This window comes from Stieleria sedimenti, assembly GCF_025060895.1.
Classification (GTDB): domain Bacteria; phylum Planctomycetota; class Planctomycetia; order Pirellulales; family Pirellulaceae; genus Stieleria; species Stieleria sedimenti.
Genome location: NZ_JANZKV010000006.1, coordinates 1 through 19,675, shown reverse-complemented (window position 1 = coordinate 19,675; position 19,675 = coordinate 1). Strand labels below are relative to the sequence as shown.

Genomic DNA, 19,675 nt, shown 5'->3' with positions numbered 1-19,675 from the left:
CTTGGCCGATGGTGACGGCGTACGGAAAGGCCGACAAGAAAACGGATACTAAGAAAACGTCAACGGACCTGACGCGGCGAGCGCCAAACGTACACTCCGAGCTCTCCATTTTCGTGTCACCCATTTTCCTGTCGGTTTATTTTCCTGACCATTTTTCTGCCCACCGTGTTTCTGCCAGTCCTCTTTCTGCATCCCGCCTGCTGCTGCGGGACGCCGCCGCTCAGATTTTTCCGTCCAGTCCCATTTGGTAATACTTGTGGGTGATCTTGTCTTGGTTTTCGAGCAACCAGTCGATGGAAGGTTCACAGGCCATCGCTTTGTGGATCGCCTGGGCCATGGCCTTGCGATGGATGTCGAACAGGGCTTTGTGGTCCAGCTTGTCCGCGGTCGCGACACCGGGGTTCAACCAGACGCTGCAGATGATCCCCAGGTCATTGCATTTCTCTTTGGGGATGTCGCCGGCCCGCACCGCGTCCAAAACGCCGTTGGCGATCGCGGCCTGCACCGTCCCCATCAGAATATTGGTGTAGCGATTGTCTTTGACGGTGACCTTGCTGACGCACAACGTGACCGGGCGAACTTGGATATCGGTATTAAGGATGGCAAAGACTTTGGTGTGCCCCTTGGTTTGATCGCCGGTGAGCGTTGCCAGCGCGGTTCCCACCGGGCCATCCAACTCACCGATGACGACTTCGGGTTCCGCGGCGGTAAAGGGGGGGCCGCCGGCAACGAGTGATTCTCCGGTCCGCAAAATGATACGTTCTGACATGGGTTCAACAGATCGAGGGAAGGGTTGAAAAAGAATGACAACGTGGCCAGGCGTCAGGCCGACCACGCGTGATAGCCGAACAGTGTAAGGGATCGGCGCGAAGCCCCGGCGTGAAAACTTTTCACACCCGTGCGGATTTCAATCACCAAAAATTTCACAGCACCGATGCGGTCGCGTCGCATGCTACACAGAAATCTTCGGTCGCAAGTCATTCGCCCGTAACGGCTTGAACGCGCCTCGGCATTTCCCCCGATGCCGGAGCATGGCTCGGCACCACAGTTGCTATTTCTGTCGATTGAATCACCCGCCGGCACCCAACAATTTGGGTCGGCAAACCACAGTTTGCAACGCAAAAGGAGAGAGCGATGAACAGTCAATTTTCAACAGGTTTCGTGATCGCACTGGTCATTGGCATCGCTGTCGGCGCCCTCTGGCCCAAATATGGTCCCGATCTTACCAACACCGCTTCGGATCGCGTCGGCAACGCCCAGCAAGTCAGTTTCGCCGGGGGCAATGGACGTCACGACGGACGAGGAGGCAACGGCGGTTGCGAACAGGCGTCGAAGGGAGTCGTCGGCCACGGAGCCGGCCATGTAGCCGGCCATGGACAATCAGCGTGCGGCCAGTCCGCGTGCAGTGGCAACGGCGAGTCGGCTTGCAGTGGGAAGGGACGCTCAGTGGGTCATCGCTCAGTGGGTCATCGCTCAGTGGGTCATCGCAATGGGCAGTCCGCCGGTCACCGGAAAGATGCGTCCGCCGGGCGCGGCAATGGGCAGGGGCGCGGCCATCAATCAGGTCGCAGCCAACCATGCAGCGAATCAAGTTGCGATCATTCGGAGGAGGCATCAACGTCCGGACCTTCGAAGTCTGAACATGCCCAGGGCAAGCACGATCGCGGGAACGATCACTCGCTGGCGAAACACGACGGCCCGGGCCTCGGGCTTGGTCTCGGCATGGGACGCGGTTGGGGACGCGGCTTCGAACACACCGAAGTGGAAACCGCGGACGATACCATCCAAGATTCCGGAAGGAACTGATTCCGTTGCACCGCTATCGTTCCGGCGACAAGTAAAGCGACACGTCGAACGAATCAGCCAACTCGAACCTGTCAGCCCCACGCGTTGGCGAGGGACGTCGCGTGGACCCTTAATAACGCGTGCGGGCTTCAATCGACAGCCCGCAAGCCGACCGGTTTCTGCCTGAAAACACCCTGCAATAACGGAGGGCTAAAACAATGAGTCCCGCCCAACCATCCGCCCAAATCACCGCAGCGGCATCCAAGCCACCGATCGTCGTCCAACGGCCATTTAGCGTGCGGGGATTCACTTCCATCGTGCTGGTGCTGGGCATGCTGATGATGCTTTCATCGGGCCTCGCGTTGTATCTGGCTCCGCGCGGCCGGGTTGCCAACGTCACCGCTTGGACCGCACTTTCGCTCAGCCGCCAACAATGGGCGGCGGTACACATCAACGCGAGCATTCTGTTCGGGGCCGCGGCGTCCGCCCATGTCGTGATGAACGGGTCACGTCTGATCGGTTACATCAAAAAACGCGCGGCCTTGCGGGTCAACATGAAACGCGAATTGGCGTGCGCCGTCGCCGTGACCGGCGTTGTGCTAGCAGGAACCGTCCTCGGACTGGCCCCGATCAACATTCCTGCAGATTTTAAATACGAGCTACGCGATGCCTGGGAATTGCGGATCGAGCACACTTCAGGACCGTCAATTCGTCGATCAGAAACGCCGCGGGTTGATCTATCGTATCCCGATTGACTCGCGCGGCAAGCTTGTGTTAATTCCGAGCCACCCAAGGATGTGGGTGAAATTTTCAACAGGAGTCGGTTTCACGCGAGTTTCTCATGACAATGATTTTGGATCAGCCACGGCGGGCAAGCGGGGTGCGTTTCTTGGGTTGTAGCTTGTTGCTTTGCACGCTGATCACCTGCAGCGGATGCGCGACCCTTTTGAGCGAAAAACGTTACGCGGTCACGATCGACAATCCGGCCGCGCCCACGTTCTTTTCCGTGCATGATCGCAAGAATCGAGTGATCCAGCAGGGCATCACGCCTCAACAAGTCACCCTCGATGCCAAAGCGTTTCCGTTTTGGCCGGCCAAATACTCCGTCGTCTATTCCGGGCGCGAAGCGGCGACGGAGAAACACGAGATCAAAGCGGGTGTGGATCCCTGGATCTCCGGCAACATTCTGTTGGGCGGAGTCGCGGGCCTGGTCGTCGACGGGGCGACTGGATCGATGTTCAAATTGCCCAAGACCGTCAAGGGTAACGTCCCGCCACAGTACGCCGTCACCGACTTGAGCGCCGGGGCATCAATCGCCCACGCGGCGATCGAACCGCCGAGCGATGACGCCGGCGAAACCGCTTCCCCGATGCTCGCATCGGGATCCGAAGTCATCCCCGCGTCGCCAACCTACAGTCTCAACGACACCCCGGTTCGCACGGCGTCCGCCAGCGGCAATGACACCCCGCCCACGTTGTCGCGCTAGGCCGCGATTGAAAAATGGGACGGTAGAGCAATCACCTTCCGATTGTGCCGGGCTGCTGCGGCGTTCAGATTCGGCTTCAGTGCGGGCTCTTGCTGAAAGGCTACCGCCCGGGTGAAATCGTCCGTTTCTTCCCGGTCAGTTGGGAATTCCTCGCCCTACTGTCGGAACAGCAATTCTTCGGCTGCGAGTGAACCTGCGTCAAACAGCGCGACGTGATCCCCCTTGCCACCGACGGCGAGGTGTTGTCCGGTCGGTGAGAATTGCAGATCACGAATGGGTGCGACGTCGGTTTGCACGACAATCTGGTTCTCCCATGTAGCAGTGTCCCAGAACAAGACTTCACCGTCGAAGTGGCCGCTCGCCATCACTTTCCCATCGCGCGCGAAATCGATTTCACCCAACTGGGATGGATTGGGTTGACGACGCGTCACCTCCTCCAACTCGGGAATCGACCAAACCGAGATCACTCCGGCCAGCGTGCCAGTGACCAACGCCTTGCCGCCAGGCTGGAATTTCATCGTCTTCAGATCGGCCAGTTGCCGTTGGGCCAATCGTTCACAATGGCCAAGTTCCGATTCCCGCCACAACGTGATCAAGTCATTTTCGTCGGCAGTGGCGATCAAACCAGACGCACGGTCTTTGACCGAAAGGAAGAGTCTTGATTCAACGTTGAGGTCGGAACGTTCCAGACGAAGTGTTCCGTCGGTTTGCACCAATGGTTGCCAGAGCGGTTTGCCCCCGCTGAATCCGAGCAGCAATCGGTCCTCGTCCAACATGACCTCTCGGGTACCGCCGGGAGTATTTGGAGAATCGATTTGCCGGCCGCTTTCGACGTCCCAAATTTTGACATCGCGTCCTCGTTGCCGGGTGATCAAACAGCCGCCTGATCCGGCAAACATGAGCTGATCGGTTTCCTGGGTGCCGGTGTCCCATTGTCGTTGCAGGTTTCCCGAATCGGCTTCATAGATCCCGATCTTTCCGTTGGGGCTGTAGGTCGCCAGCAGTGTTCCGTCAGGCGAAAAAGCCAGTCGTCTCACCACGCTGCCCAGTGATGTCCAGTTTCGGTAAAGCTTCGGCGGAGTCACCGACGCGACCAGCACCCGCCCTCCCCGCAGTCCGATCGCCACCTTGTCACCGTCCAGCGACGCGTCCAAGCTGAACGGATCCAGATCCACTAGCTGTTGCGGATTGGACGCCGCCAAGCGTTTTCCGACTCTTTTGGCGCGATCACTGCGATAGAGCGTCGCGAGTTTTCCGTCGCTGCCCCAAAGATCGACACGCCCACGACCGACTTGCAAGAAACTGTGCGGCCGAGTCCCCGAGCCGTTCCCGACGAAGTCCAGATCGGGAAGAAAAATTTGGTCACTCCAGGTTTGATACGGCTGATCCGAGGCGAGATCCCAGATGCCGACGCTATCGAGTCGACGGCTGAGGCTGGCCAATCGCAAGTCGGGCGAGTAGCGTCCGCGAACATACGGTTCGGTCTGCTTTTCAAAGAAAGTCGCTTGTCGACGTTCGATCGGTTCTCCACTGTGCAAATCACAGACGGTCAACACACCGGACCGCGATACCGCGCCGACGCGATCGCCATCGGCGGCAACGGTCAGGCCGATGATCGCGGATTCATCGAGTTGGCGTTCCCAGATCTGTTCCCCGCCGGGACGACTGTAATGAGCCAGCCGGCCGGTCTGATCGGCAACCAAATAGGCGTCGGATCCCGGGACGGTCGCGAGGGCAGTCACCCGTTCGCGGGGCGCCGGCTCCAGCACTTGTGCTTGACCGGAATCGACATCCAACACAGCCGCTTTCCCATCACGTCGAGCGAACAGGACGCGGCGGGAGTCACGATCGAGAGCCAGGCGTACCGCCGGCGAATCGATTTGACCGGGGATCGCCGCGATCCGTTTGCCCGTCGACGTTTCCCAGGCACGGACTCCCGACGGCCCGCTGGTGACCAACCACGCCGCGTCATCGGAAATGGCCACATCCAACAGTCCTCGGTCGTCGGCGTTCCACCCCGAAATCGTGTCGGCCGTCGAGGCGTAAAGCAATCGCCACGCAAAACCACGAAGATCCTCGGGACAGATCGTTTCGTCGGCCAATTGTTCGGCAACATGGTCGGGTTCGCGGTGCGCCATCGCGCTCAGACGCAACAACGTCTGATTCAAGGCGGTGCGTCGAAGCTGACGAACGGAATCGGCATAGCGCTGGTTGGCCCGCTCCAGTGCCCTTTTGTTTGCTTCGAGAATCAGATTCGCCTGGCGGAGGTCCCGTGCGCGTTGGTTCGCAACCTTGGCGGCGACGCCGGCGGTGACGGCCAGGGTGATCAACAACGCCAATGCGATGACCGACAACGACGCCGCTCTGCGGTGACGCAGACACCACTTCCACAACGCGTCGGCGGCGTTCTGGCGCCGGGCCACGATCGGTTTGCCTTGCAGGTAGTTTCGCAAGTCGCCGGCGAACGCATCCATCGAGGCGTAACGCTCCGCAGGCTCTTTCGCCAACGCGGTCTCGAGAATCAATTCCAGATCGCCCCGGAAGCGACGGTCGAGGCGGCCGATCGGTAGGGGCGCCTCACTTTTGACGACCTGGGCCGTTTCCCACATCGACTTCTTGGCGATCTGGTAGGGAAGCTCCCCCGACAGAAGCTGATAGAGCACGACGGCGAACCCGTAGACATCGGTCCGAGCATCGATCTGTGACGGCTGCGCATTGAACTGCTCGGGACTCATGTAGCTGCGGGTCCCGATCCAAGCCTCGGTCGTCGACTCGTGGCCTCGCTCGTCTGCATTGTTTCGACGCAGACGTGCCAATCCGAAATCGATCAATTTGGGAACACCGTCATGGGAGACCAACAGATTGGACGGCTTCAAGTCCCGATGCACAATCCCTTCGGCGTGTGCCTCCGACAACGCGTCACAATACTTCAGGCACAGAGCGATGGTGTCATGATGTGACCAATCCGACGTCATCTGTTTGGACTGCACGAAACGCAGGACATCCGTCCCCTCAACCCATTCCATCGTAAAATACAGCCGCGGTGCGCCGAACACTTCCGCCACACCGGCGTCAAAAATCTTGGCGATGTTGGGGTGACGAAGCGTCCCCAGCATTTCGACTTCCAATTGAAATCGCGATTTGATTCTCGGTCGAGCCGTGATGTCATGCAGCAGCTTGAGTGCGACCTTGCGCGCCGGGAACCGCTGCTCGGCCAAATAGACGACCGAGTACACGCCACGGGAGATTTCCGACAGAATCTTGTAGCGGCCGATCGTATCGGGAACGGTCGCCACGGAAGGACTTTCAAAGCGAGAATACATCTCCAGCCAAGCGACGTAGTCCCGCAATTGCTCCGTGAGATTTAAATCGCCATTACAGAGTTGCTCGGTCGTGACGTCGATCCCCTTAGCCACCATCGCTTCCCAGCGGTCGAGCAAAGCCTGGAGCTCATCCGAAATGATAAACTCATCATCCCGAAAAGAACGCGTCGAGGAGTCTTCGGAGGAGTTCAACAAACGGAATAGCCTCGCGACAACCGGTATAGGAAGAGAAGTGGCTGCGAGTTTGTGCGACGTGTGCGTCACGCTTCCAGTATAGCCTTGCACCGATCCGACGCGCAAGCGGCTTGATGATTTATTCCGACGACGTCCCCCATTTTCTTGTCGTTTCAATTCCCGGCGTCCCATTGCGGCCGACGGTCTGTGATAGCCTGTAGCTCTACAAGGTGGGTCCCCATACGGGACAACGCACGATCTCATAGAGCCAGGAGGCCTTCCGGATGCATTGCCTTACCGCCAACGCTGTCAAACATCTCGCCGACACATCCGGTGCGCAATGGAAGCACACGGTCATCTGCTTCGTCTTGCTCTTGTCCGGTGCCTGGATCTCTGCCAATTGCCCCGCCCAAGAACCCTCCCTTTCGGCGGAAGAGCAGCGTGAACGCACCACCGCGGCCAAGTTTTTGGAAGTGTTGCTGCGACGACCCAACACGGGAACTTCGCTGGATCGTGTGTTCGGTTACCACATCGGCGCCGGCGACATCGGCGAGTTGATTGACGGACTGACTGACCAGGCGAAAGCCGCAACCGATGACGATGAATCCGGCCGTCACTGGATGGTCGCGGGGCTGCTGCAGCTGCAACGAAGCGAAGATGCCGCTGCAATCGAGGCATTGGCGGCGGCGGAAGCCAAACTGCCCGACAACCCGCTGGCCGCCTACTACCACGGGCAAGCCCTGTTGATGGTCGGCCGCACGGACGAGGCGACCGCGGCGATGCAGCGGGCGATTGACTTGAAACCGTCTCGACAAGATCATCTCAAATTCGCCGGTCAACTTGGTCGCTTGTACCAACGCGCCGGAAAAACGGAGGACGCGTTGCGGATCTGGACGCAACTGGAGAAGAGTTTCCCCGGTGATGATGGCGTGCGACAGCGGATCGCCCGTGTGATGATCGAAGAAGGCGACTTGCAAGGAGCGTTGACACGGTATGACGCCCTGGCGAAGGACGCGCGCACGCCGAATGACAAAATCGTGTTTGCGATGCGCGCCGCCGACCTTCGCGCCCAAGCTGGCGATCGCCCGACCGCAATCAGACAATTCGAAGCGTTGCTCGGGAAACTTCGTCCGGGCAGCTACCTGTACGACGAAGCTCGCCGTCGAATCGAAGCCACGTTCCTGTCCAGCGGTGACTATGCCGGCCTGGCGGAGTATTACGAAACCTGGGTCAACGATCATCCCGAAGATCTGGGCGCGGTCATTCGCCTCGCACGCACGCTGTCGATCCAGGGCCGCGGCCCCGAAGCGTTGTCCTGGTTCGAAAAAGCGATCGAACTCGCGCCCAGCGATCCCGCGCCGCGATTAGCATTAATCAACGCCTACGTCGCCGCAGAAAACTACGTCGACGCGGCCCAGCAATACGAAACGCTGATCGAGCTTGAACCGAACAACCCGGATCATTTCGTACGTTGGGGCCAAATCCTGATCGAAGACCGCAAACAACCCAAACAAGCTCGCATCAAAGCGGCCGCCGACGTTTGGAAACGATTGGCAAAATCCCGCTCGGACGATGCCGTCATTCAGTCTCAAGTCGCCGATCTGTTGCGTGGAGCAGAATTGGTCGATGAAGCCATCGGACAATATCAAGCCGCCATCGCGCTCGCCTCCAGTCAACCGCAGTACAAGGAGTATCTCGGCGAGTACCTGCACGGGCTCAAACGCGAAGACGAAGCAATGGAGGTTTGGCGGTCGCTGGTCGAAGGTGAGCTCCGCAATCAAAAAAATTTGATTCGATTGGCTGAGGTTTTTCACCAATTTGAAAAACCGACCGAAGCCTTGAAGGTGATGTCCGAAGCCTGTGCGTTGGATCCCACGATCGAAGATCGGCTGCGGTATTCCGAATGGCTGCGTGACGCCGAACAATACGATGCGGCATTGGAACAAATCGCCTTGGCCGCAACTGCGACTGAAAACGTTGACGAACGAGAGCGGGTGTTCGCCGCCGAACTGAAAACCTATCAAGCCTCCGGAAAACTGGATCAGCGGATCGAGCAAGCCCGTGCGGCAACCGAGGTAGAAGGCAGCAACAGTGATGCGTGGCGACGACTGGCCATCCTGTTCAACGCCGCCGGAAAAACCCCAGAGGCGCTTGAGGCGATTGAAAACGCACTCGACCGCGATCCCAACTCGATCGACGCGTTGGAAATCGCGGCGCGGATGTACGAGGATTCCGGGCGGCTTCCCTTGGCGATCGAAAAGCGCCGGTTGTTGGCCGAAACCGATTCGCGATTTCGCAACGGACACCTGCAAAAACTTTCGTCGCTGCATTTGCGAGTCGGTGAAACCGACCAGGCGGTCGCCGTTGGCAAAGAGTTGTTGGCCGCGTCATCGGGTTCCATCGAAGCCTATCGGTTCTATGCCGATTTGTGCGGCAAAATCGGACGGGTCGATCAACGTCTGGACACCCTGCGACGCTGCGCGCGGCTGAATCCGCGCAGCAACGAGGCGCAGCAAATGCTCGCCAGCCAACTGGCCGAGGATTTCAAAACTGACCAAGCGATCGAGCTGTATTGGAAGATGCTTGACAGTGCCGACGACCTCGACGATCGACGCAACATCGTCAACACGCTGACCGATCTGTACCTGCGGACCAATCGGCTGGATCAATTGATCACGCGGCTGGAAATTCGCGGCCGGGAGTCCGGCGATCGACGCACCACAATCGACCTGATCTCGACGGCACACCAACAAGCAGGCGATCTGGGGCTGGCACGTCAGGCGCTCGAAGGACTCCTGGCAGAAGACGGTCGCGACACCTTGCTAATGGAACGCTTGGTGTCGCTGGCCGAACAAGCTGGCGAGTACGACCAGGCGGTCGCCTTGCAGCGGCAGCTCACACGCCTGGCCCCCGACCGCAAGAACGAAGCCCGACTCGCGTCGCTGCTGATCGACATCGGCGAGGTCGACGAGGCTCAAGTGATGTGGTTTCGCATGACCGAGACGAGTTCGGATCAGACACTACTGGCCCGCAATATCAATCGTCTGTACGCGGCCGGCGAAAACGAAACGGCGATCAAACTGGCGAAACAGATCCTGGAGCGACAGAGTGACGATTGGGAAACACGTTTCCGGCTGATGGTCCTGCAGGCCGATCAAGGCGACTGGGAAACCGCGGCGCAGACCGCCGACAGCTTGATCGCGATGAATCTGGATGACGCGACGCTCCCCGACGGTGGAAAACCGTACGAGCGGACGGTGCGAACCAGTTCCGCCCAGAGCTACACACCGCCGCCGATTCGAGTCGGGCGACTTCAGAACATGTATCAATTCTACCAGATCGTCGATGATCGATACGGTTATCAATCGACGATGTCGCTGCCCCAACCGATCGACTTCGGCCACGCAAAATTGATGGCACGCTATTGCCAGCTCAAACAAATGGCCAACCAAGCCTCGGCGATTAACGACCACCTCGCAGGTCTGGAAAAAGCCGCCATGGCCGCCGACGCATCGGCCGACCAAGTCTGGACCTGGTACGAAACCGCCACGATCGCCGCGTCCGTCCAACAAAGCTCCTTCATGAGCCCCCAAAACCCCGCCGATTGGACAGCAATCTGGCGTCTAGCGGAAATCGATCAAGAGATCGGGATGTCGCAACTGGTCAGTTTGTTCGTCAATCGAATCAGCTACGCCCAGCGCAGCGACATCGAGTTGCAGAAACTGCCCGATGATCGGATGGCCTGGTTGAAATCGAAAGCGGAATCACCGGAGGAATCCGTCTCCGATCAATATGGCCGCGGCGCATCGTGGCAGATGATTTATGGATCAGAACTTCGGATCGCTGGCAAAACCGACGAAGCAGATCAATACTTCAAGCAACATCTCAAGAATGCCATCGAAAACGCGGATTCGGTTGGCTTGGTCACTGCGATCCAACAAGCGTCGGCCTACGGCACCGATGAACAGCTCTGGCCGCTCTTGGAAGATGCGATCCAACGCCAACAAGAGCTCCGACGGTCCTACGGCAACACGCCCGTGGCTCAACTCCTTTCGATATTCACCGCCGAAAAACGCATCGAGGATGGGTTGTCCAAGGGGCCGAGCGATGCGACCTATCGAGAGCGTGTGTTTTCATTGATGGACGAAATGCTGAAAGAGGAAGCGACCAGGCCCCTGCAACGACGAGTCATTCGATTAACCGGAATTGGTGGCCCGAGAAATCAGGGCCGCGTGGTGGCGGGACGCTATGTCCAAGTCAGTGTTGAATTCCCCCCGACCGGTCTCGGCCCAGAGGATCCATTCGTGTTTGCCCAATACAGCGTCTGGGAACGCATGAAGGATCACGCCGGCGAATGGCTCGAATCACTGCGAACGGGTATCGACGCGTCCGAGTCTCCGCGTGAAGCGATCCAGCGACACCTCGCCGCGGCGTCGGTGTTGTATTGGGAAAAACGAGTCGATGAAGCGATCGAGCAAATCCAGCAGGCAAACCGCTTGGCATCGACCGAACTGCCCCAGATGGAACCCGAATTGCGTCTGATGTCCGCCGATTTGTTGCTGCGGCAAGACCGCAAGCGCGAGGCTCTCGTTGCGATTGATTCGTTGACCGTCTATGACCAGAACACGATGGCGGTTCGCGAGTTTGCCGCGGCGCGATTGGCTGCCGCGATCGGAGACCGTGAGCGGGCGCAACTGGCGGCGCGGCGATTGTTCGGCGTTCGTCTGAACACCGACGCCCAGATCGAACTCGCCAAATTGATGCGAAAATTGGACATGCGCCAGCTCGCTTCGGACCTGGTCCGGCGACTAAGAAGCCGCGGCGGCAGCAACACCGACCAGCTGCAATCGTTGATGACTTACTTCGTCGCCCAAGGTGAAAACGATCAGGCCGCCGAAGTGGCGATGGAGTTGCTGCGTCGCAGCGCCCCCTCACGCCGCACGGGCAGCCGCTACACGACGACCAATCAAGTTCGACGCCGTAACGCGCTGCAAACGCTCTCGACGACGGGACGCTTGACGGCGCTGATCGCGGCGACCGAAGAAAAACTCGAAAACGCCCCCAACAGCCAACGGATCCGGTCGGAGCTGGCCGAACTGTACGTGGCCGCCGGAAAAACGGAAAAATCACAGGCTCTGCTCGGCGAAACCGAACTCAAGGATGTCAACAGCACGCGTGCCCTGGAAGCGACCGCCCAACAATTCGTGGCCGCCGGAAAAATGGACGAAGCCTGCGACGCCTACTTAAAACTGTTGCGACGCAAACAAGATTCCTTCAACCAAAACTTCTACGAAATCAAACGCCCCTTCGATAGCCAACAGCGACTCGGCGACCTGGCCGATCTGATGATCGAAGTCGGCGTGCAAAAGTTTACCGACCATCGAGTGTCGGAAATTTGCAGCGATTTGGTTCGCGATGCAAACGCTGTCGACAAAGCTCGTGCGCTGTTCTCGGCCATGCTGGACATCCCACCGACCGCCACCAATTCGATGTACTCGATGAGCAACATCATGGGGTCGGCCAGCAAGATCCTGACCGATCGCGAACTCGTGATGCGGACGGCGCGTTTCATGATCGAAGCGTCCGAAAACGGAAACACGTGGAGCACGCTGTTCAACGGCTACTCCACCGGCAGCGACGGTCGACACAACAACGTGACCACCTACTTCGTCCGCCACGTCTCCCAGAACAAGGAAAACGCCCAAGCGGTCGTCGAATTGTTGCGGGCCAAACTACAAGAGAACGAAGATTGGCTGGAAGGCAAGGTCTGGCTCGCGCTCCTGTTGACGGCGAACAAGGAATTCGACGAAGCCAAGGAGTTACTCGAGCCGCTGGTCCAGAAAGAGCAGAATCCGCAACCGACGCACGACGTGCTCTGGTTGGTCGGCAGCTTGATCGATACCCATCGGCCGATGCAGCCGTTGGCCGAGCGTATTTACGAGTACGCGTTGGAGAACACGACCGATCGCAGCAACCGCGACTTTCAGTATTCGTTAAAAGGTCGGATCTGTAATTTCATGGCCGACATCGGCAACAACAGCCGCGCCCGCGAGCTGGCTCTCGCAGCGATCGCCGACGCAAAGACCAATCCGGGTCAACAGTACGGCAACCCAGAGTACGAGGCCTATCAAAAGATCCAATCAACGCTGAGCATGATGGAATTCTTGGCGAAAATCGACTATCCCTCCGACGCCCTCCGTGTCGCACGCCAATTCGACAAATCGCTATTCGCGAAAGCCGGCCGCTATCAATCGGGACGCCAAGAGGAGTTTGAAAAGCAGCAAAACGAGTTGTTGGATCAAGTCCGAAAGCTGGGCGGATTGGCCACGGTCCGATCGATGGTCAATGAAACCGCCGACGGTCCCACCGCCGTTGATTTCGCGATCACCCTCGGCGATCAGCCGTTTACCGATCTCGCGGTGTCGTCGCTATGGATCGAAATGCTGGAAGCCGCGGCCGATGATCCGAAGAACGCCGAAGCGTTGAATGAGTTTGCCGTTGAAATGAAAACGCTCGCCGAGAAACGTCCGCAAGATGATGCCGCCTCCGCCGCCCACGCCATCGCCTCGGATGTCGTCGGAGTCCATCAACCGCTGCATGACCTGATCGACCGTTGGACCGGCGACTCACCAGACGATCTCGAGTTGACGAATCATCGGCTGCGGGGGCGGTTGCTAATGGCTTTGTTGCTGCGCGCCGACCGCGGAGCCGACGACGAGGAAGCGGTTTCGGCACGAAAGAAGATCGCGGAGTTGGATGTCGACTCCATCCCAGGCGCCAACCAAATCGAACAAACCAGTTTCATCGCTGCCTTGGCAAAGCAGTCACAGGCGCGGAGTGACCAGGAAACCACGCAGCGATTGTGGCAACACGCGATCGCATTGGCCGCCAGCCAATGGATGTTGTTGGATCTGTCGCACGCGGCGATCGACGCAGGAATGCCCGAGCTTTCGGCGTCCGCGTTCGCCACGGCCGTCACGGCACCCGCCGGTCCGATCGAGATAGACGAATCGGAAGACGACTCGGCAATTTCCTTGGGACAGTTGCTCGGCAGCGCTCGCCCGCGACAATCCACGTCGTCGACGTCGTCGGCCAACGAACTGGATCCAGACGAAGGCCGACTGGCGCAACGCATTTTGGATCTCGATGAAGCTTGGCGCGTCAACAAGCTGTACACAAAATTCATTTTTGATCCTCTCGTTGAACTCACACTGGGAAAACCCGGCTCGCGAATTCGAACGCTGTGCACAGCGGTTTCCATCAAGCCGAATGATCGGATCGTCATCCATAGCGTTTTTGACCGATTGGCCCGCCGGGCAAGCTGGTCAAAACGGACCGACAAATTGTTGTCCTTGCTGACCGGCGATGATTCCGAAACGCATCTCTTGGCCGGGCTGGTTCTGCTCCATGACAAACGGGGCGAAGCGGCGTTGCCACGGTACCGGGCCGTTGACGCCACGGCGCTCAATACGCTTCCCAAAGAATTGGTCATGCAATCGTTGCTGTTGGCGCTCGATGATTCACATTGCCGCCCCCGCGCGTTCGAGCTGGGATTGGCACTGATCGACCAAAACCGACCTTCCCAGCGATACGCCAACATCGAACCATTTGATACGTTTTCATTGCACCTGGCAAAGCTAGCCATGGACCATGGAATGAAGCAAGAGTTCGTCGACGCCTCGATCAACAACTACCTTCAATTGACCGCCCACGACAACGACCGCTATAGCGGAGTCAGCAGCCGCGTCACGCGACGTTTAGGCCAATTGGAAAAAGTCGCTCAGTTGCTGCTGCCCAAAGGACGACTCGCTCAGGCGTTGACCTACCTTGCGATGCGACAAAGCGGATTTGCCCAAGGCTTCGATCGCGGAAACGACTGGGTAGGGTGCTGGGCGTTGGAGTCGATCCAGGCCATGCCGGATCGTCAAGCGGCCTACCAAATCCTGGCCGATTGGACCTTCCAAGGCGATGGTCCGCTGCAAACGATCCGGACGCTTGCTCGGCGTCAGCCGTTGCCGGCCTGGATTCCCCCGTCGGTCGGCGGCTATTACCCGCCGTTTCCGCCCGTTCCCGATCAGTCCCTGCCGATCGCGACGAACTACTACTCGCTGGCGCGACTGGCGATGCAGATCGATGCGACAGACGATCTTTTGAAACGATTGCAAAAAGCACAATCGGACGGGCGTGCGGGAGCGAACACTGCGATGGCAATTTCTCTGGCTGCGATAAAGCAACCCGTCAAACCTAATCTCCTTTCCGATGTCACGGAGTATCTGGATTCGATTCAACCGGGCGATGGAAAACCGGCATCGCAGGCACCGCTGGCGGAACTGCAACTCGCGTCGATCCTGGCAGCCGACCCGGCACACGATGAGTTCTCCCAAAAGGTGACGAAGGCCCTGATCGGCCATACGCACACCCAATCACGCGGATATTTGATGCCATGGGTTTCACGTTACGAACACACGCGAGGTTGGGCGGAAACGTCCTCCTTGCGTTCGGCCGATGATCTGTCGCACTGGATCCGCGCGACGCACGCCGACGCCAAAGATTTTTCGGAAGGAAAAACGCCGGCAGTCTGGGTAACCGATGGCGATAGTCGCATCCATCATGTTTGTGGGTTTGGCACCGACTACTTGTGGTTCCGCTATCCGCTGCAAGGCAATTTTACGGTTGAAGTCGAAACGTTGGACGGCGGTTGGCGAGAATCGGAACTCGTGTTCGACGGGCTGCAGTTTGCCGCGTTGGCACATAACAAAAGTGTCTACGTGAAATCACAAGGGAACGACTGGGCGCGATTCTATTCCGACGTCACCAAGCAAAACGAATTCAATCGTTGCAGCGTAACGTTGGATGACGAATCGCTCAGCTATCGCGTCAACGATCGATTGATCTACCGTGAACCGCGAAAAAATCACTCCCCTTGGCTCGCGATCATGCTTGCCGGTGACAAACGCACGTCCGTGCAAAACATCAAGATCACCGGACAACCGACCATTGCTCGCCACGTCGACTTGATCCCCGACGACTCGCTGCGCGGTTGGTCGGGACAGTACTTGAATGCAAAACTTCCCACGGGCGACGTGAATCTCGATCAACACGACAAAAACGAAAACGCTCCCCAACGCTATCGATCGGGGCCCAAGCCCGACCAGATCAAGAACCTGGCCTGGACGGTCAAGAACGGAGAATTGATCAGCGGTAAGGTCCTGCCACAAAGCTTCAATGGCCAGAACAGCATCCGCTATGAACGCCCACTCGGCGACGGCGAAACGATCTCCTATGAGTTTTTCTACGAAGCAGGAAAAACCGAGGCTCACCCCTCGATCGGCCGAATTGCTTACGTGATGCGTCCGACGGGTTTGCATCTGCATTTGATGGCCGCGCCCAACACGGCGTGGACGATTCCCAAAGGATTCGAAGTCCCCTTGCCCGGTGTCGACCCCAAGCCCTTGCCGTTGAAGACGTCGCAGTGGAACCGCGTGGAACTGACACGCCTGGGAACTCAACTCGAAATTTGGCTAAACGGTGAATCGGTCTTTGACCAACAACCTCAAACGCGACTTGGTGACATGGTGTTCGGTTTCTTCCACAACCGCCAACAGACATCTGCGCGGATCAGAAACGTTAGAATCGCCGGCCCGTGGCCCGAACAGATCCCGCAGTCGCTTCTTACGTTTCCCAGCCCTCCAGAGCCCCAATGAGTCGACACACCGAATCGCTAGCCGAATCGCTTTCAGAACTGTTTTGTGAGAACGTCGCTGTCAAGCATCAGGAGCCTCGTGAACAGGATGGCGTGAAATTCATTGTCGCGGAGATCAGCTATCGAACTTCCAGCTCCGATTCCCAGTCGTCAAAGCGTGTCCGGCAAACGGTGACCGTACTGGACGACGACATCAATGTCCCCCAGTTCGTGCTGTTCCCGCATCGCAAGGGGATCGTCGGGATGGTCTTTTCGGCCATCGGGGCGATGAACGATGTCAACTTCGACGACTCGCCAAACTTTTCGGCCGACTACCTGCTCCATGCTTGGAATGAGAAGGCGGTCCGCATCCTGTTCACACCGGAGCTACGCAAGTACTTTTCCCGACACGCGGGCTGGAGCGCACGGGGCAACCGGAATCGCATCGCCGTCTTCAAGCAAGGGCACGTTTGCAAGAGCGAAGAATTGGATGAGTTTGTCAACGCTTCGGCCGAGATCTTTAAGTTGTTGCAAGCGGGCGAACAGGAACTCGACCGGCACCCGGAAATCAATCGTGAAGCCCAGGTGAAAGATGCCTATGCGGCCGCCGAAAACATGAGTGGAATCGCCGGGCGCATTCTTCGCAAGGAACTCGATCGAATCGCACTGTCCAGCGATGAAGTCCAACGGTTTCTTGCCCAACCGGTCCCGCGGCTCGACATTCCCGCCGGGATGCGACGCCAGGTGATTCCAGATGTGAAAATGCTGATTGCCATGGGCGTCGTCTTTACTGTCGCCGGCGTTGTCGTCCCGGTGATCTGTTTTTTGGTGCTGCAAGGGAACGACCGACTCTTCGCCGTTCCGTTCGCCGCCACGTTTTTGCTTGCCGGCGGTTTGATGCTGTTTTTTTCGATTCGGCACGGTAAACGGAAATACCGACTGCTTCGTCGAGGCACCATCGAAACGGGCAGGATTGAACGTGTCGAGCGGACCAACACGGAGATCAATAGCCGACGTCGCTACGTGTTGCATCTCAGCTACGACGTCGGCGGGCAGACGCGTCGGACGACGGCCAACGTTTATTCAGGGATCGAGCGAGCGAGATCGCTCGCCGATCAAAACGCGCCGGTCCGAGTGCTCGTGGATCCCAACGATGAAAAGCACGTCCTGTGCGTCGATTCGCTGTTGATCACGTAAACCGATCTCTCAGCACGTGGCGTTAGCCAGTGGCGCGTGTTGCCTGGTAAGCAACGAGCGGAATAGACGTATCGAATCTCTTGAAGTGGGATAGGATTCCAGCATGTCATTTCAGCATCGACAGGCTGGAAGCCTATCCCACTTCAATCCACCACGCGCCGCTCGCTTACGCGTCCCGCTGGAATCACGTGGCACGTGCCTACCGCGACAACCGATCCAAAATGTTCTTCGTGATTTGAATCACCGCGGCGTCACCGCCGCGCAGTCCGTGGGCCCAATCGGTCGTGCCGGTCGTCACCACCGTACCGCCAGCCGCGGACGTGTACGCTCCCAAGACAGCTGCCCCCACCCGGTCGGTCGGAAATCGGTCGTACCAATAACTGTCGCCCGGTGCCCATCGGGCTTCGCAAGTCCCCAGGATTTGGAACGACTTGGGCGTTCCGTCGCTGTGTGTGGGAACGGGAACTCCGTCGATCCACTTCATTTCGCATCCGTCACACTCGTAGCCGACGATGCTGTCCTTGCCACCGAATGTGTCGCCCTGCTTCAATCCCGTGCCCTTGAATAGCCAATGATCGGGTTGGTGGACGGTAAACGCGCCGGAGCCGTCCATGAACTGGCCGTGGCTGCGGTGGTAGCCGCCCCACAAAAAACCGACGCCGGTCAACTCGTTCTCGGGTCGTCCCACCAGATGATGACTCCATGCGGTGCTCAGCAAACGGTGATCGCCCGTGCGATACAACGGGTCCATGTTCGGCGTCTGTTTCCACGAGGTCAACGTTCGACCGTTGTTTCCGCTGCGCACTTGCCAACAACAGGTATTCCCACTGAAGAACGCGACGTTTCCGCCGTCGCGGATGAAACGTTCCAGATGATCGCGCATCGGTGAGGACCAGTATTCGTCGTGCCCGATGCTCAGCACCAGCCGGTAATGCTGAAGGATCTCGGGGTGAAACTCCAAGTCGCTGTTGACCGCGTAATCGATCGCGTAGCCGTTTGCTTCGGCCCAGCGTACGAAAGGCAACTCCCATTTGCCGAACTGAGAACTGATCGGCCGATCGAACGATACCTGGTGACCTTGCAAACCGTCACGGTCATGGTAGCTGTACAGGCTATGGCCGCCCCAATTCGTGTACGCGTTGTAGGTGTTGGTTGACAGTTGCAACAAGATTTTTGATCTCGGATGCGAATCACCGGGGCGAACGACAAAAAACAACGATCCCTGTGCGTCACTGTCCCCGCCCGCCTTCATCGCGACCTCGTAGTAGCCGCTTTTCCAATCGCTGGGAATCGTCAACGTCCAGGCAACCGGCCAGTTGCAACCATCGGATGAGGCTCGATCGGGAATGGGGTGGGCCGCACAGACAACACCGACTTCACGATAGACCTGTTCGCTCTGGGCACCGGCACGGGAGATCGTCAAATCCACTGTGGGCCGGCTGGACGAAAGGTGAAAGGCAACGGAGTCGCCGGGAACGTAGCTGAGCTGATCGGTGTAGCCGAACACATAGGGTTCGGCGGGCGGTTGCTGTTCCGCGTTGCTTTGATCGCGTAAACCGACGATGATCGTCACCAACATCATCCATCGCAAAGTCATCTTGACCATCTGTTTCTCCCGTTGTGAATCGAAGTTTGCCGCGCCCAGTGTACCGCCGTCTCACCACGGCGGGCAACGATTGGCACCGATGACTCAACCGACGGCCGCTCGTCAGAAAGAAGGAAAATCCACAGATGGCAAAGCAGCCCCACGGATGCCTCCCCGATCCTCCCGTCCCCCATCATTCTGCCTTCCCATCATTCTGCCTTCCCATCATTCTGCCTTCCCATCATTCTGCCTTCCCATCGTTTTGCCTTCCCATCATTCTGCCTTCCCATCGTTTTGCCCCCCATCGTTCTGCCCCCCATCGTTCTGCCCCCATCGTTCTGCCCCCATCGTTGTCGCGGTAGGGACGGCTGTTGCCAGCCGCCCCCCGCACAGATCCGTACATGAAGAACTACCTCATACGGCTCCTCCGTTGGGTCAAACGA

At 58.3% G+C, this 19,675-nt stretch carries 8 protein-coding genes; 4 read left to right on the top strand and 4 right to left on the bottom strand.

What is annotated here, in order from left to right; genetic code table 11:
- Positions 1–220: 220 nt before the first annotated feature.
- Together fae and NZK35_RS00975 are read right to left on the bottom strand one after the other, a co-directional pair.
- Positions 221–769 (bottom strand): formaldehyde-activating enzyme, encoded by a 549-nt coding sequence (gene fae, locus NZK35_RS00980; protein ID WP_095738669.1) that lies wholly within the window; start codon positions 767–769, stop codon positions 221–223.
- A gap of 380 nt (positions 770–1,149) precedes the next feature.
- Positions 1,150–1,374 (bottom strand): hypothetical protein, encoded by a 225-nt coding sequence (locus tag NZK35_RS00975; RefSeq protein WP_259630731.1) that lies wholly within the window; start codon positions 1,372–1,374, stop codon positions 1,150–1,152.
- Between the two features lie 629 nt (positions 1,375–2,003).
- Here NZK35_RS00975 and NZK35_RS00970 point away from each other — a divergent pair.
- The gene (locus NZK35_RS00970) at positions 2,004–2,540 is read left to right on the top strand and encodes a DUF4405 domain-containing protein (RefSeq protein ID WP_259630730.1); all 537 of its coding nucleotides are present in this window, start codon (positions 2,004–2,006) and stop codon (positions 2,538–2,540) included.
- 86 nt (positions 2,541–2,626) lie between these two features.
- The gene (locus NZK35_RS00965) at positions 2,627–3,271 is read left to right on the top strand and encodes a hypothetical protein (RefSeq protein WP_259630729.1); all 645 of its coding nucleotides are present in this window, start codon (positions 2,627–2,629) and stop codon (positions 3,269–3,271) included.
- Between the two features lie 155 nt (positions 3,272–3,426).
- On the opposite strand, the gene NZK35_RS00960 is transcribed toward NZK35_RS00965, so the two are convergent.
- On the bottom strand, positions 3,427–6,711 hold the full coding sequence (locus NZK35_RS00960; protein ID WP_259630728.1) for a WD40 repeat domain-containing serine/threonine-protein kinase: 3,285 nt from the start codon (positions 6,709–6,711) through the stop codon (positions 3,427–3,429).
- Between the two features lie 341 nt (positions 6,712–7,052).
- Here NZK35_RS00960 and NZK35_RS00955 point away from each other — a divergent pair, with 341 nt between their 5' ends.
- Positions 7,053–16,472, top strand: a complete 9,420-nt coding sequence (locus NZK35_RS00955) for a DUF1583 domain-containing protein (RefSeq protein ID WP_259630727.1) — start codon at positions 7,053–7,055, stop codon at positions 16,470–16,472.
- Positions 16,469–17,647 carry a DUF3592 domain-containing protein gene (locus NZK35_RS00950; protein WP_259630726.1) on the top strand — a complete coding sequence of 393 codons (1,179 nt, stop codon included), beginning with the start codon at positions 16,469–16,471 and terminating at the stop codon, positions 17,645–17,647. The genes NZK35_RS00955 and NZK35_RS00950 overlap by 4 nt, the downstream gene beginning before the upstream one ends.
- A 199-nt stretch (positions 17,648–17,846) precedes the next feature.
- Here the strand turns inward: NZK35_RS00950 and NZK35_RS00945 are convergent, their stop codons facing one another.
- The gene (locus NZK35_RS00945) at positions 17,847–19,253 is read right to left on the bottom strand and encodes a N,N-dimethylformamidase beta subunit family domain-containing protein (protein WP_259630725.1); all 1,407 of its coding nucleotides are present in this window, start codon (positions 19,251–19,253) and stop codon (positions 17,847–17,849) included.
- Positions 19,254–19,675: the final 422 nt, after the last annotated feature.

Coding starts and splice junctions, on each gene's coding strand:
- NZK35_RS00955 (WP_259630727.1), top strand. CDS start 7,053: ATGCATTGCCTTACCGCCAACGCTGTCAAACATCTCGCCGACACATCC.
- NZK35_RS00975 (WP_259630731.1), bottom strand. CDS start 1,374: ATGGCCGGCTACATGGCCGGCTCCGTGGCCGACGACTCCCTTCGACGC.
- fae (WP_095738669.1), bottom strand. CDS start 769: ATGTCAGAACGTATCATTTTGCGGACCGGAGAATCACTCGTTGCCGGC.
- NZK35_RS00965 (WP_259630729.1), top strand. CDS start 2,627: ATGACAATGATTTTGGATCAGCCACGGCGGGCAAGCGGGGTGCGTTTC.
- NZK35_RS00945 (WP_259630725.1), bottom strand. CDS start 19,253: ATGGTCAAGATGACTTTGCGATGGATGATGTTGGTGACGATCATCGTC.
- NZK35_RS00950 (WP_259630726.1), top strand. CDS start 16,469: ATGAGTCGACACACCGAATCGCTAGCCGAATCGCTTTCAGAACTGTTT.
- NZK35_RS00970 (WP_259630730.1), top strand. CDS start 2,004: ATGAGTCCCGCCCAACCATCCGCCCAAATCACCGCAGCGGCATCCAAG.